The 13,207-nt window shown below is 60.2% G+C and carries 12 protein-coding genes; 5 read left to right on the top strand and 7 right to left on the bottom strand.

What is annotated here, in order from left to right:
• The first annotated feature begins 91 nt into the window (after positions 1–91).
• Positions 92–979 (top strand): LysR family transcriptional regulator, encoded by an 888-nt coding sequence (locus AC2CGW_RS10535; RefSeq protein WP_186670202.1) that lies wholly within the window; start codon positions 92–94, stop codon positions 977–979.
• Here AC2CGW_RS10535 and AC2CGW_RS10530 read toward each other — a convergent pair.
• From AC2CGW_RS10530 to AC2CGW_RS10520, 3 genes are read right to left on the bottom strand one after another with little or no spacing between them, the layout of a single operon-like run.
• A complete protein-coding gene (locus AC2CGW_RS10530) occupies positions 968–1,786 on the bottom strand; it encodes a sulfite exporter TauE/SafE family protein (RefSeq protein ID WP_484574111.1) in 819 nt (272 codons plus the stop codon). The two genes, AC2CGW_RS10535 and AC2CGW_RS10530, sit on opposite strands and share 12 nt — an antisense overlap.
• Positions 1,783–3,063, bottom strand: a complete 1,281-nt coding sequence (locus AC2CGW_RS10525) for an NAD(P)/FAD-dependent oxidoreductase (protein ID WP_186721130.1) — start codon at positions 3,061–3,063, stop codon at positions 1,783–1,785. Before AC2CGW_RS10525 ends, AC2CGW_RS10530 begins: the two co-directional genes overlap by 4 nt.
• A 39-nt stretch (positions 3,064–3,102) precedes the next feature.
• Positions 3,103–3,987: an MBL fold metallo-hydrolase gene (locus AC2CGW_RS10520; RefSeq protein WP_186670196.1), complete on the bottom strand. Its 885-nt coding sequence runs from the start codon at positions 3,985–3,987 to the stop codon at positions 3,103–3,105.
• 225 nt (positions 3,988–4,212) lie between these two features.
• Here AC2CGW_RS10520 and AC2CGW_RS10515 point away from each other — a divergent pair, with 225 nt between their 5' ends.
• A complete protein-coding gene (locus tag AC2CGW_RS10515) occupies positions 4,213–5,517 on the top strand; it encodes a sigma-54 interaction domain-containing protein (RefSeq protein ID WP_484574024.1) in 1,305 nt (434 codons plus the stop codon).
• A gap of 102 nt (positions 5,518–5,619) precedes the next feature.
• Here AC2CGW_RS10515 and gyrB read toward each other — a convergent pair whose 3' ends face one another.
• From gyrB to dnaA, 4 genes are read right to left on the bottom strand one after another with little or no spacing between them, the layout of a single operon-like run.
• Positions 5,620–8,040, bottom strand: coding sequence for a DNA topoisomerase (ATP-hydrolyzing) subunit B (gene gyrB, locus AC2CGW_RS10510; protein WP_186670192.1), 2,421 nt, complete (start codon positions 8,038–8,040; stop codon positions 5,620–5,622).
• A 4-nt stretch (positions 8,041–8,044) separates the two neighbouring features.
• On the bottom strand, positions 8,045–9,148 hold the full coding sequence (recF, locus tag AC2CGW_RS10505) for a DNA replication/repair protein RecF (protein ID WP_186670190.1): 1,104 nt from the start codon (positions 9,146–9,148) through the stop codon (positions 8,045–8,047).
• A gap of 15 nt (positions 9,149–9,163) precedes the next feature.
• The gene (dnaN, locus tag AC2CGW_RS10500; protein ID WP_186709464.1) at positions 9,164–10,267 is read right to left on the bottom strand and encodes a DNA polymerase III subunit beta; all 1,104 of its coding nucleotides are present in this window, start codon (positions 10,265–10,267) and stop codon (positions 9,164–9,166) included.
• A 40-nt stretch (positions 10,268–10,307) separates the two neighbouring features.
• Positions 10,308–11,837: a chromosomal replication initiator protein DnaA gene (dnaA, locus tag AC2CGW_RS10495; RefSeq protein WP_186670186.1), complete on the bottom strand. Its 1,530-nt coding sequence runs from the start codon at positions 11,835–11,837 to the stop codon at positions 10,308–10,310.
• A gap of 579 nt (positions 11,838–12,416) precedes the next feature.
• Here dnaA and rpmH point away from each other — a divergent pair.
• The 3 genes from rpmH to yidD are packed head-to-tail and all read left to right on the top strand — an operon-like array spanning position 12,417 to position 13,207.
• Entirely contained in the window at positions 12,417–12,551 is a 135-nt protein-coding gene (gene rpmH, locus AC2CGW_RS10490; RefSeq protein ID WP_003253163.1) for a 50S ribosomal protein L34, read from the top strand.
• A 13-nt stretch (positions 12,552–12,564) separates the two neighbouring features.
• Positions 12,565–12,969 (top strand): ribonuclease P protein component, encoded by a 405-nt coding sequence (rnpA, locus tag AC2CGW_RS10485; protein ID WP_081255180.1) that lies wholly within the window; start codon positions 12,565–12,567, stop codon positions 12,967–12,969.
• Positions 12,962–13,207 carry a membrane protein insertion efficiency factor YidD gene (gene yidD / locus AC2CGW_RS10480; RefSeq protein WP_011536514.1) on the top strand — a complete coding sequence of 82 codons (246 nt, stop codon included), beginning with the start codon at positions 12,962–12,964 and terminating at the stop codon, positions 13,205–13,207. The genes rnpA and yidD overlap by 8 nt, the downstream gene beginning before the upstream one ends.

The raw sequence follows: 13,207 nt of genomic DNA, 5'->3' as shown, positions 1-13,207 counted from the left end.
CGCCGAGGAAACACGAGATTTTGCGCAGCCGTTGTGCGTTTTTTCACAACGGCTCCTGCACGGGCCGGAAAGGATATTCACAGGGATCAGCATGTTCGACTGGAACGATCTGCGGTTTTTCCTCGAGTTGCAGCGCAGCGGCCGTCTGCTCACGGCGGCCAAGCGCCTCAACACCACACACAGCACCGTCGCCCGCCATATCGAGAATATCGAGAAGAACCTGGGCACCGCGCTGTTCGTCCAGCATGCCCAGGGGTACGAGCTGACACCTTCGGGCCAGGCGCTGCTCAAGCACGCCGAAGCCATGGAGAACGTCGCCCTGCTGGCGCAGGAGGAAATCACCCAGGCCATCACGCCATTGGGCAAGATCCGCCTGGGGGTCACCGAAGGCATCGGCATCATGTTCTTCACCCCGCGCCTGGGGGCCCTGTTCGAGCGCTACCCCGGGCTTGAAGTCGAACTGGTCGCGGTGCCGCGCTTCGTCAGCATCCTCAACCGCGAAGCCGAAATCAGCATTCACCTGGAACGCCCCAATGCCGACCTGCTGATCACCCGCAAACTCACCGACTACCGCCTGGCCCTCTACGCCAGCCAGGACTATCTCGACCGCGCACCGCCGCTGCGCAACCGCGACGATCTGGCCCGGCACAGTTGGATCGGCTACGTGGACGACCTGATCTTCAGCCAGGAGCTGTTGTTCCTCAACAGCTTCTGCCGCGCGCCGAACGTGATATTCCGCAGCACCAGCGTGATCGCCCAGCAGCAGGCCGCACGCGCGGGCCTGGGCATCGCCGTGTTGCCCAACTACATGGGCCGCCACGACCCGAGCCTGGTGCGCGTGCTGCCCAGCGAAACCATCCAGCGCAGCTACTGGATCTGTACGCGTCGCGAGCTGCACAAGTCAGTACGCCTGCGGGTGGTCTGGGACTACCTGCTCAAGCTCTGCGCCGAGCAGCAGCACGAGTTGCTAGCCGAGTAGCGCCTTGCCTGCCAGCGAGACCGCAGCCCCGATTCCCACCACCACGAACAGTTGCTGCAGGCGTGGCCCGGCCAGCTTAGCGGCCAGCGGGCGGGCCACCAGCAAGCCCAGCACCGCACCAAAGGCGAAGGGCGCGCCAACCTGCCAGTGCATGACCCCACCAAGGCTCGCACTCACCACACTGCCAGTGGAAACCAGTGCGATCACCGCCAGGGACGTGGCGACGATGCTTTTCATGTCCAGGTTGGTATAGCGGTTCAAGGCCGGAATGATGACGAAGCCGCCGCCGACGCCCAACAGGCCGGATAGCAGGCCGGACAACATGCCGGTGAACGCCAGCGCGCGGGCGCAGGGGAGGGTCCAGCGCAGACGTCCCTGCAAGGGATTGAGCACGCAGGGCATGATCTGCCGCTCACCGCATGGCGATTCGCCGCGTAGCTCGCGAGCTGCCTTGCGCCAGATGCGCAGGCAGGCATACACCAGCACGCAGGCGAAGACCAACGCCAGCGGTGTGTTCGGTAAACGGTGCGCCAGCATCAGACCGAAAGGTGCGCAGGCGATACCGATTGCCGCAATGAACAACGCTGCGCGATAACGCACAAGCCCTTGCCGCAGGCCCAGCCCGGCGCCCACGGCAGCGGCCAGGCCGACCGCCAGCAACCCGATCGGCGCCGCCTCGACCATCGACAGCCCCAGGCCGAAGACCAGCAACGGCACCGCGACGATCCCGCCTCCAGCCCCGGTCAGCGCCAGCACCGCACCAATGATCGCGCCCAGTCCGGCGCCAAGAAGCTGATGCTCGATCACTTCGACGCCTCGACGGCCATAGGCTGCGGCCGCGCCAGCCACTCCCGCCCCTTGAGCATCGCCTGCCAGTAAAGCGGCGGCAGTACCCGAGCCTTGAGCAACCAGGCCAGCCGCGTAGGCTTGCGTCCATCGAGCAACCAACGCGGAAAACTTGGTGCCAGCTTGCCGCCATAGGTGAACTCGGCCAGCACGATCTTGCCGCGCTCCACGGTCAGCGGGCAGGAGCCGTAGCCGTCGTAGGCGACCTGTGTCGGCAAGCGCCCGAGCGCCACCAGCACATTGTTGGCCACAACCGGTGCCTGCTTGCGTGCGGCCGCTGCGGTCTTGGCATTGCTGGTGTTGATCACGTCACCCAGGGCATGAACGTTGGCGAACTGACGGTGGCGCAAGCTGTGCGGATCGACATCCACCCATCCGCAAGCATCAGCCAATGGGCTTTGCCGGATGAAGTCCGGGGCAACCTGGGGCGGCACCACGTGCAGCATGTCGAACACTTCGGTACGTGTTTCGTTGCTACCGTCGGCGAGGGTTCGTACGAAGGTCGCCCGTTGATTCGGGCCATCGACCGCCACCAGGCGCTGGCTGTAGTTGAGGTCGACACCGTACTTGTCGATGTAGCTCATCAGGGCCGGCACATAGTCTGCAACACCGAACAGCACGGCACCGGCGTTGAAGAACGCGGGCTTTATCGCGCCCAGCCGGCCTTCACGCAGCCAGTGATCGCAGGACAGGTACAAGGCTTTCTGTGGGGCGCCGGCACATTTGATCGGCATCGGCGGTTGGCTGAACAGCGCGCGGCCCTGCTTGAGCGTCTGTACCAGCTTCCAGGTGTAGGGTGCCAGGTCGTAGCGGTAGTTGGAGGTCACGCCGTTGCGCCCAAGCGTATCTTCCAAGCCATCGATGGCTGCCCAGTCCAGCTTGAGGCCGGGGCAGACCACCAACTGCTCGTAGCTGATGGCGCGCCCGTCTTCGAGCATGACCAATTGGGCATGAGGCTCGAAACTCGTCACCCGTGCCTGAATCCAGCGTGCGCCGCTTGGCAGGGTCGCGGCTGTGGATCGCGCAGTTGAGGAGGCGCTAAACACCCCGGCGCCGACCATGGTCCAGCCGGGCTGGTAGTAATGAACGTCCGACGGATCGATCAGGGCGATGTCCAGCGACGGATCACGTTTGATCAGGCTGGATGCCGTGGCGATGCCAGCGGCACCGGCGCCCACGATCAACACCTTGTGGTGTTCGGTACTGGGCGCAACGGCAGGGGACTGCAAGGCAGGCATGGTGTTTCCTTTGAATACTTATCAGGTGTGCTGAGCCGCTCAAATCGCGTTCAGCGGGATCTTCAGGTAGCGCACGCCATTGTCTTCCGGCTCGGGCAACTGCCCGCTGCGCATGTTGACTTGCACCGAAGGCAGGATCAGCACCGGCATGTCGAGGGTCTTGTCACGGGCTTCGCGCATCTCGACGAAGCTGTCTTCGCTGACACCCTGGTGAATATGGATGTTGCTGGCGCGCTGCTCGGCCACCGTGGTCACGTAGCGCAACTCACGGCCACCGGGCAGGTAGTCATGGCACATGAACAGCCGGGTCTGGTCAGGGAAGGCCAGCAGGCGACGGATCGAGCGATACAGCGTGCGAGCGCTGGCGCCGGGGAAATCGCAACGGGCGGTGCCGTAGTCGGGCATGAACAAGGTGTCGCCGACAAACACGGCAATCTCGCCCGCATCCTCGATCATGTAGCTCATGCACGCGGGGGTATGCCCTGGCGTGTGCAGCGCGCGGGCATGCAGGTTGCCGATACGGAAACCTTCCTCGTCCACGAACAGCACATCGAACTGACTACCATCCCGGGCAAAACCAGGCTCGGCGTTGAACAGCGAACCGAAGGTTTTCTGCACCTGGGTGATGTGGGCGCCAATGGCAATCTGGCCGCCCAGCCGTTGCTTGAGGTAGGCCGCTGCCGAGAGGTGGTCCGCATGCACGTGGGTTTCAAGAATCCACTGCACCTTGGCACCCAATGCCTCGACCTGCGCGATCAGCCGGTCGGCAGAGGCGTGGCTGGTACGGCCTGACTTCGGATCGTAATCCAGCACGCTGTCGATCAATGCGCAGTGCTTTGTTTCGCGGTCCATGAGCAGGTAGCTGATGGTCGAGGTCGCCGGGTCGAACAGGGCTTCCACATGAAGGTTGTTGCCAATGATCATCACAGTCTCCAAAGCGCTGCCGCACCTGAATAGAGGCGGCGGCAGGAACAGACGCTTTATCAAGATGCATGCCAGGTCATTTCCGGCGGATATGTCCTGCATTTGCAGGTGTTGTATCAACACGATAGTTAAAGACTGCCAAGAAGACTGGCAGTCATCTGTCAGCTGCTGGCAGTGATTGGCAGTCCTTGTTAACCTCGCCGGGTAGTTTTTGCCGGTGCCCCCATGTCCGAGCTTCCTGCTGCAAACCATCCTGCCATCCTCGCCCTGGTGTCCTACCTCGAACACGATGTGTTGCCCGCCATCGTGCTCGATACCGACTACAACATTCTTGCGGCCAACGCGGCGTATCGACGCCAGTTCGCCACGCAGGATCGCGCCCCTCTGGGAGAAAAGTGTCACAGGGTTTCGCACCATTACGCCGTGCCCTGCGATCAGGCTGGGGAGCACTGTCCGCTGCGCAAGGCATGGGGCAGCAAGATGCCGGAGCGCGTGTTGCACATTCATCACACCCCGCGCGGGCCGGAACATGTGGACGTCGAACTGCGGCCGATCCTCGACGAGCAGGGCAGGGTGGTGGCATTCGTCGAACGGCTGACCAGCATCACCCTGGCGTCCGCACAACCGCAGCAGCAGGGGCTGGTCGGACAGTCACCGGCGTTCAAGTCGGCACTCGCCAGCCTTCGACGGGCCGCTCCGGCTCAGATTCCGGTGTTGCTCCAAGGTGAGTCTGGAACAGGCAAGGAGCTGTTCGCACGCGCCCTGCACCTGGGTAGCCCCCGGGCCAACGGCCCGCTGGTGGTGGTCGATTGCACCGGTCTCACCGAATCACTGTTCGAGAGTGAGCTGTTTGGTTACGAGAAAGGCGCGTTCACAGGCGCGACACAACGCAAGATCGGCTTGGCCGAGGCGGCGCATGGCGGCACCCTGTTCCTGGACGAGATCGGTGAAGTGCCGCTGGCCATGCAGGTCAAACTGCTGCGCCTGATCGAGACCGGCAGTTTTCGCCCGGTGGGCAGCCTGCGCACCGTGCACTCGGATTTCCGCCTGGTGTCGGCGACACACAAGCCGCTCAAGGCGATGGTCGCGCAGGGCGCCTTCCGTGAAGACCTGTATTACCGCATCAGTGGATTTCCGATTCGTCTGCCGGCGCTGCGTGAGCGTGTCGAAGATTTGCCGCTACTGATCGAAAGCCTGCTGCAACGTATGGCGGGCAAAGGCGCACCTCGAATCAGCCATGACGCACTCGAGCGTCTCAACCTGCATCCGTTTCCGGGAAATATTCGTGAGTTGCGGAACATGCTGGAGCGGGCCTGGCTGTTTGCCGATGATGGTTTGATTCGCAGTGAACATCTGGTCGAAGGCACCGATCCGGACTCAGCGGCGAGACATCAGTCACGCGAGCAGCATGAACTGAAGGCGCTCGCTCAAGCACTGGACAGCTTCCAGGGATCGCGACGCGAGCTGGCCAAGCAGCTGGGGATGAGTGAACGCACCTTGTACAGAAGGCTCAAGGACCTCGAATCCTGACGCCCGTTGAACAGTGTTTCACGTGGAACATTCGTTTTTCGTGCCCCAGAAAACGAAAAAGCCAAGGTCTAGACCTTGGCTTTTCGTAGCTGAAGCTCGTAATCAGAAGTCCAGGTTGGACACCGACAACGCGTTGCTTTCGATGAAGTCACGACGCGGTTCTACCGCGTCCCCCATCAAGGTGTTGAACAGCTGGTCGGCCGCAATCGCATCCTCGATGGTGACTTTGAGCATGCGGCGCACGGTCGGGTCCATGGTGGTTTCCCACAGCTGATCCGGGTTCATCTCACCCAGTCCTTTGTATCGCTGGATGGTGTGGCGCTTGGTGGTTTCGTTCATCAGCCAATCGAGGGCTTCTTTGAACTCGGTGACTGCCTTGCGACGCTCACCACGCTGAACATAGGCACCCTCGCCAAGCAGGGTCGCCAACTTGGCGCCCAGCACGACCACCGAACGGTAGTCGTTGCTGCCGAAGAACTCGCGGTTGAAGGTCACGTAACTGGCCAGACCGTGGGAAGTAACTTCGACTTCCGGCAACCAGATGTTGCGTTCCTTGTCTTCGCGCAGGCTGGCCCGGTAGGTAAGCCCAGACTTCTGGCTGTTGTTCAGGCGCTCCTGGAATTTGCCCAACCAGGCTTGCATGGTCGTGTGATCGGCCAACTGCGCCTGAGTGACTTCCGGCAAGTAGATGAAGTGCTCGGTCAGCTCTTCCGGGTACAGGCGCGACAGACGCTTGAGCGTCTTCATCACACCGCGGAACTCATTGACCAGTGCCTCAAGCTGAACACCCGACACGGGAGGCGCCGATTCGTCCAGGTGCAGGCTGGCATCTTCCAGGGCCGACTGGGTCATGTACTCTTCCATGGCCTCGTCGTCCTTGATGTACTGCTCCTGCTTGCCTTTCTTCACTTTGTACAGCGGCGGCTGGGCAATGTAGATGTAACCGCGCTCGACCAGCTCCGGCAACTGACGGAAGAAGAAGGTCAGCAGCAGGGTACGGATGTGCGAACCGTCAACGTCAGCATCGGTCATGATGATGATGTTGTGATAGCGCAGCTTGTCGATGTTGTACTCTTCACGGCCGATGCCGCAGCCCAAGGCGGTAATCAGCGTGCCGACTTCCTGGGACGAGATCATCTTGTCGAAACGCGCTTTCTCGACGTTGAGGATCTTGCCCTTCAACGGCAGGATTGCCTGGGTGCGGCGGTTACGACCTTGCTTGGCCGAACCACCGGCGGAGTCACCCTCCACCAGGTACAGTTCGGAAAGGGCAGGGTCTTTTTCCTGGCAGTCGGCAAGCTTGCCCGGCAGACCAGCGATATCCAGAGCACCTTTGCGGCGGGTCATTTCCCGCGCCTTGCGCGCTGCTTCACGAGCACGCGCAGCGTCGATCATCTTGCCAACAACCGCCTTGGCTTCGTTGGGGTTTTCCAACAGGAAGTCGGCGAAGTACTTGTTCATCTCCTGCTCCACGGCGGTCTTCACCTCCGAGGAAACCAGCTTGTCCTTGGTCTGCGAGCTGAACTTTGGATCCGGCACCTTCACCGAGATGATCGCGGTCAGGCCTTCACGGGCATCGTCGCCCGTGGTCGCGACCTTGTTCTTCTTGGCCAGGCCTTCTTGCTCGATGTAGCTGTTAAGGCTACGAGTCAGCGAGGAGCGGAAGCCCACCAGGTGAGTACCACCGTCGCGCTGCGGAATGTTGTTGGTGAAGCACAGCAGGTTTTCGTTGAAGCTGTCGTTCCATTGCAGGGCGACTTCGACACCCACGCCATCGTCACGCTGGACGTTGAAGTGGAAGACCTGGGAGTTCACCGGGGTCTTGTTGGTGTTCAGGTACTCGACGAAAGCACGCAGACCACCTTCATACTTGAAGAACTCTTCCTTGCCGGAGCGCTCGTCCTTCAGCAGGATGCCAACGCCCGAGTTGAGGAACGACAGCTCACGAATCCGCTTGGCCAGGATGTCCCAGCTGAAGTGGATATTCTTGAAGGTCTCGGCGGAAGGCTTGAAGTGAATGTGGGTACCGGTGGTTTCGCTTTCACCGACCACAGCCATCGGAGCTTGTGGCACACCGTGGACGTAGGTTTGTTCCCAGATTTTGCCGCTACGGCGAACGGTCAGAACCAGCTTCTCCGAGAGGGCGTTTACCACCGAGACGCCGACGCCGTGCAGACCGCCAGAAACCTTGTAGGAGTTGTCATCGAACTTACCGCCAGCGTGCAGTACGGTCATGATGACCTCGGCGGCGGAAACGCCTTCCTCTTTATGCACGTCGACGGGAATGCCACGACCGTTGTCGCGAACACTGATGGATTCGTCCGGATGGATGATGACGGTAATGTCATCGCAATGACCGGCGAGCGCTTCGTCGATCGAGTTGTCGACCACTTCGAAGACCATGTGGTGCAGGCCGCTACCATCATCGGTGTCGCCAATGTACATGCCGGGACGCTTGCGCACGGCATCCAGCCCTTTCAGCACCTTGATGCTGGAGGAGTCGTACGTTTGATTTTCGCTCATGCCTTCACTCCCGATGGTCGTGGGTCTGGGTGATACGGCCTTGTTCCACGTGGAACAAAGCAACTGGCGTATCCGTCTGCCAGCCTTCCCTCAGTAATTCGTGATCTACACAGGTGATAAAAACCTGGCAGTGTAATTCTTCAAGCAAGCGACACAGCGCGCGTCGATGCTGCTCGTCCAACTCGGACGGCAAGTCATCCACCAGATAAATACACTGACCGCGACGAACCTGACTGACGAGGTGCCCTTGGGCAATTCGCAGGGCACAAACGACCAGCTTTTGCTGACCACGAGACAGGATATCGGCCGCGTTATTGGCGCCCAATCTCAGGCGTAGGTCAGCACGCTGCGGACCGGCCTGGGTATGGCCCATCTGCTGATCGCGAAGGAGAGAGGTGGCGAGGACTTCACTGAGGTCCCGATCCTTGTCCCAGCCTCGATAGTAGCTAAGGGTCAATCCGTCCAGCTCGACCAGTTCGCTCAGGGTTCGCTCGAAGACGGGCTTCAAGGCCTTGATATAGTTGCGACGGTATTCATCTATTTCCGCGCTGGCGAGACACAGTTCCCGGTCCCAGGCGGCTTGCGAAGCAGCGTCAAGTGTACCATGTCGCAGCCATGAGTTCCGCTGCCGCAGGGCCTTCTGCAAGCGTTGCCACGTCGCCATGAATCGAGGTTCCACGTGGAACACTCCCCAATCCAGGAACTGGCGACGCACCTTGGGAGCACCTTCGAGCAGACGGAAGCTGTCAGGGTTGATCAACTGCAACGGCAGCATCTCCGCCAGTTGCGCAGCGCTGCGCGCATTCTGACCGTCAATGCGAATGGTGAAATCCCCTTGTCGCTCGCGCGAAACTCCGAGGTTGCTCGTCGCGCCATCGTTGATTTCAACCTGGCCGAATACAGTACAGGTTGGCTGTTCGTACTGGATGACGGGGTTCAATCGGGTACTGCGAAATGAGCGTGCCAGCCCCAGAAGATGCACGGCCTCGAGCACACTGGTCTTGCCGCTGCCGTTAGCGCCGTAGAGGATGTTGATACGAGGGGAGGGGGAGAGGGTCACCGGGTGCAGATTGCGCACCGCGGTGACCGAAAGACGTCGAAGGGACATTTGGCCTGCTACGGGTTACAGACGCATCGGCATGACAACGTAGGACGAGTCGTCATTGCCGGCTTCCTGCAGCAAGGCGCTGCTGTTGGAGTCGGCAAGAATCAGACGAACCTGCTCAGTGGTCATGACCCCAAGAACGTCCAGCAAGTAGCTGACGTTGAAGCCGATCTCCAGCGAACTGCCTTCGTAGTCGACGCTGATCTCTTCTTCAGCTTCTTCCTGCTCGGGGTTGTTGGCCTGAATCTTCAGCTGACCGGAGGCCAGTTGTAGACGAATGCCACGGTACTTCTCGTTGGACAGGATCGCAGTACGGCTGAACGCTTCACGCAGCGCCTGACGGTCACCGATCACCAGCTTGTCACCACCCTTGGGCAATACGCGCTCGTAATCCGGGAACTTGCCGTCGACCAGTTTCGAGGTAAAGGTGAACTCACCGGTGGTGGCGCGAATGTGGTGCTGGCCCAGGACAATGCTGACCATGCCTTCCGGATCGGTCAGCAGGCGCGCCAGTTCCAGGATACCTTTGCGCGGCACAATGACCTGGTGACGCTCGGCCTGGCCAATGGGCGCCTGCATGGCGCACAGTGCCAGACGGTGACCGTCAGTGGCGACAGCACGCAGCGTGTCGGTGGAGACCTCCAGCAGCATGCCGTTGAGGTAGTAGCGAACGTCCTGCTGGGCCATGGCGAAGCTGGTGCGCTCGATCAGGCGACGCAGCTTGCTCTGCTCCAGGTTGCAGGTGAGCGAACCTGGGCCTTCTTCCACGGTGGGGAAGTCGTTGGCCGGCAAGGTCGACAGGGTGAAGCGGCTACGACCAGCCTTGACCAGCAGCTTCTGCTCATCGACCTTGATATCGATAAGCACATCGCTGGGCAGGCTCTTGCAGATGTCCATCAGCTTGCGCGCCGGGACGGTGATCTCGCCAGGCTCAGCCGGCTCTTCCAGTTGCACGCGGCCAACCAGCTCGACTTCCAGGTCGGTACCGGTCAACGACAGCTGCTGGCCTTGCACGACCAGCAGTACGTTGGACAGGACCGGCAAGGTCTGGCGGCGCTCGACGACGCCTGCGACCAGTTGCAGGGGTTTCAACAGGGCTTCGCGTTGAATGGTGAAATGCATGGTCTAGTCCCTTGCCTTCAAAGAGCTGCGCCGACACCCATCAGGTGGTCAGCGTGCGCAGCAGGTTCTTGTAGTCCTCGCGGATGTCCGCGTCGGATTCCTTCAATTCGTTGATCTTGCGGCAAGCGTGCAGCACGGTGGTGTGGTCCCGACCGCCGAACATGTCGCCGATTTCCGGCAGACTGTGGTTGGTCAGCTCCTTGGACAACGCCATGGCCACCTGCCGCGGGCGCGCGACAGAGCGCGAGCGGCGCTTGGACAACAGATCGGAGATCTTGATCTTGTAGTACTCGGCGACCGTGCGCTGGATGTTATCCACACTGACCAGTTTGTCTTGCAGCGCCAGCAGATCCTTGAGCGATTCGCGAATCAACTCGATGGTGATATCTCGCCCCATGAAGTGCGAGTGAGCAATGACCCGCTTCAACGCACCTTCCAGTTCACGCACGTTGGAGCGGATGCGCTGGGCAATGAAGAACGCAGCATCGTGCGGCAGTTCGACTTTGGCCTGGTCGGCCTTCTTCATGAGGATCGCCACGCGGGTTTCCAGCTCCGGTGGCTCGACAGCCACCGTCAGGCCCCAACCGAAACGCGACTTCAGGCGCTCTTCCAGGCCTTCGATCTCTTTAGGGTAGCGGTCACTGGTGAGGATGACCTGCTGTCCACCCTCAAGCAGGGCATTGAAGGTGTGGAAGAACTCTTCCTGGGAACGCTCTTTGCGGGCGAAGAACTGGATATCGTCGATCAACAGCGCGTCCACCGAACGGTAGAAGCGCTTGAATTCGTTGATTGCGTTCAACTGCAACGCCTTGACCATATCGGCGACGAAGCGCTCCGAGTGCAGGTAGACGACCTTGGCATTCGGGTTCTTCTTCAGCAGGTGGTTACCCACAGCGTGCATCAAGTGCGTCTTACCCAGGCCCACGCCCCCATAAAGGAAGAGCGGGTTGTAACCATGCTTGGGGTTGTCGGCAACCTGCCAGGCCGCAGCGCGCGCCAGCTGGTTGGACTTACCCTCCACGAAGGTCTCGAAGGTGAAGGTTCGGTTCAGGTAGCTGGTGTGCTTGAGCGCACCTTCGACCTGGACGGTCCGTTGCTCGGTACGCGTGGTTGCCGCAGGCGCAGGCGTCGAATCACCCACCCCATCGAAACCGTCGTGGGACGTAGATTCCTGCACCTCACTGACCAACTCAGGCTCGAGCGCCGTGACCGGTGCACTGGCAACCGCTGTTGGCTGAACAGCCGGCTTGGCCTGGCTCTGGGCCAGCGATGCGGCGACCGCAGCACTGACCGGTGCGTTAGGTGCCGCTCGTGGAGCGGAGCTGCGGCGGCTGCCTATTAATAAGGAGAGGGCAGGTGCAAGGCCGTTTCCTTGTTCACCCAGCAGTTCGAGCAGGCGGCCGAGGTACTTTTCATTGACCCAATCGAGAACGAAACGGTTAGGCGCATAGACGCGCAACTCGTCGCCTTCGGCTTCGACCTGTAGCGGACGGATCCAGGTGTTGAATTGCTGGGCAGGCAGTTCGTCGCGCAGAAGCTCCACGCACTGCTGCCAAAGTTCCACTGACACGGATATCCCCTGAGTTGAAAGCCGGATGAGGCAAAAACAAACCGCCATTGTACCGGGCGAGCAGTCACTTATCCACATGTCGTGGTGTGTTGAGCTGTGCCAAATCAGTCATTTAGCGGCAAAAACGACCTTTCAAGCGGAAAATAAGCCCTGTGGATAACCGCACATGAGGGCTATGCACAACCCTGGGCTCAGCCCTGTGGATAATTCATCTGTGGATAAATGCCTGTTCCATCCACAGCTTTTCCGCGGGTCCGGCACAGCCAGAGCACCTGTTACCGACATACTTATGATTCTCTGTACAGTCGATGGATTGTGGCCTGCAATAGGTTATCCACAGATACTTATCCACTTAAGATCTATAAGTTCTTCAAAAAAGCTTTCTATATGTCTCTCTTTTTTTACATGTTGAGCATCTGTTCCGTACGAATCAACCGGTCCTCAGGCTGGCAGAGGGGAAAGGCCGTCTATAAGGAATGCTGGTTGGAAATTGACCTATCGGCTTGCTTTCTCTAGAATCGCCGGTCTCTTAAAAAGGGGGCCATCCCGGCCCGTTGTCGACAACCCAGGTAACACGCCATGAAACGTACTTTCCAACCAAGCACCATCAAGCGCGCGCGCACCCACGGTTTCCGTGCCCGTATGGCCACCAAGAACGGCCGCGCTGTTCTGTCGCGTCGTCGTGCCAAAGGCCGTAAGCGTCTGGCAATTTGATTTTTCGGCACAGGTGGTGAGTCAGGACTTCAGTCGGGATAAGCGACTGCTTACACCCCGGCATTTCAAAGCAGTCTTCGACTCCCCAACCGGCAAGGTTCCAGGGAAAAGCCTGCTCATCCTTGCCCGCGAGAACGGCCTCGATCATCCACGCCTCGGCCTGGTGATCGGCAAGAAGAGCGTCAAGCTCGCCGTTCAACGCAACCGCCTCAAACGCCTGATGCGCGACTCATTCCGTCTGAACCAGCAAAGTCTGGCCGGGCTGGATATCGTGATCGTCGCGCGCAAGGGGTTGGGTGAGATAGAAAACCCAGAATTGCACCAACACTTTGGCAAACTCTGGAAGCGCCTGGCCCGCAGTCGGCCCTCTCCAGCGGTACCTGCCGATTCCGCACGGGTAGACAGTCACGATGCGTAAGCTGGCCCTCGTTCCGATCCAGTTCTACCGTTACGCCATTAGTCCTCTGATGGCCAGTCACTGTCGTTTCTACCCCAGTTGCTCCTGTTACGCGTATGAAGCCATAGAAAACCATGGCCTCTTGCGTGGCGGGTGGCTTGCCGTTCGTCGCCTGGGTCGTTGTCATCCGTGGAATGATGGCGGCTTCGATCCCGTCCCGCCTGCTCCTTCCTCCCGAACTTCTTCGATAGCCGAGTAA

It is taken from the genome of Pseudomonas sp. SYWMCR5 (assembly GCF_057197165.1).
Note: the sequence above shows the minus strand (reverse complement) of the source record. Positions and strands in the feature narration are given on the sequence as shown.

Coding starts and splice junctions, on each gene's coding strand:
- rpmH (WP_003253163.1), top strand. CDS start 12,417: ATGAAACGTACTTTCCAACCAAGCACCATCAAGCGCGCGCGCACCCAC.
- AC2CGW_RS10515 (WP_484574024.1), top strand. CDS start 4,213: ATGTCCGAGCTTCCTGCTGCAAACCATCCTGCCATCCTCGCCCTGGTG.
- gyrB (WP_186670192.1), bottom strand. CDS start 8,040: ATGAGCGAAAATCAAACGTACGACTCCTCCAGCATCAAGGTGCTGAAA.
- AC2CGW_RS10535 (WP_186670202.1), top strand. CDS start 92: ATGTTCGACTGGAACGATCTGCGGTTTTTCCTCGAGTTGCAGCGCAGC.
- AC2CGW_RS10525 (WP_186721130.1), bottom strand. CDS start 3,063: ATGCCTGCCTTGCAGTCCCCTGCCGTTGCGCCCAGTACCGAACACCAC.
- AC2CGW_RS10520 (WP_186670196.1), bottom strand. CDS start 3,987: ATGATCATTGGCAACAACCTTCATGTGGAAGCCCTGTTCGACCCGGCG.
- recF (WP_186670190.1), bottom strand. CDS start 9,148: ATGTCCCTTCGACGTCTTTCGGTCACCGCGGTGCGCAATCTGCACCCG.
- dnaN (WP_186709464.1), bottom strand. CDS start 10,267: ATGCATTTCACCATTCAACGCGAAGCCCTGTTGAAACCCCTGCAACTG.
- yidD (WP_011536514.1), top strand. CDS start 12,962: ATGCGTAAGCTGGCCCTCGTTCCGATCCAGTTCTACCGTTACGCCATT.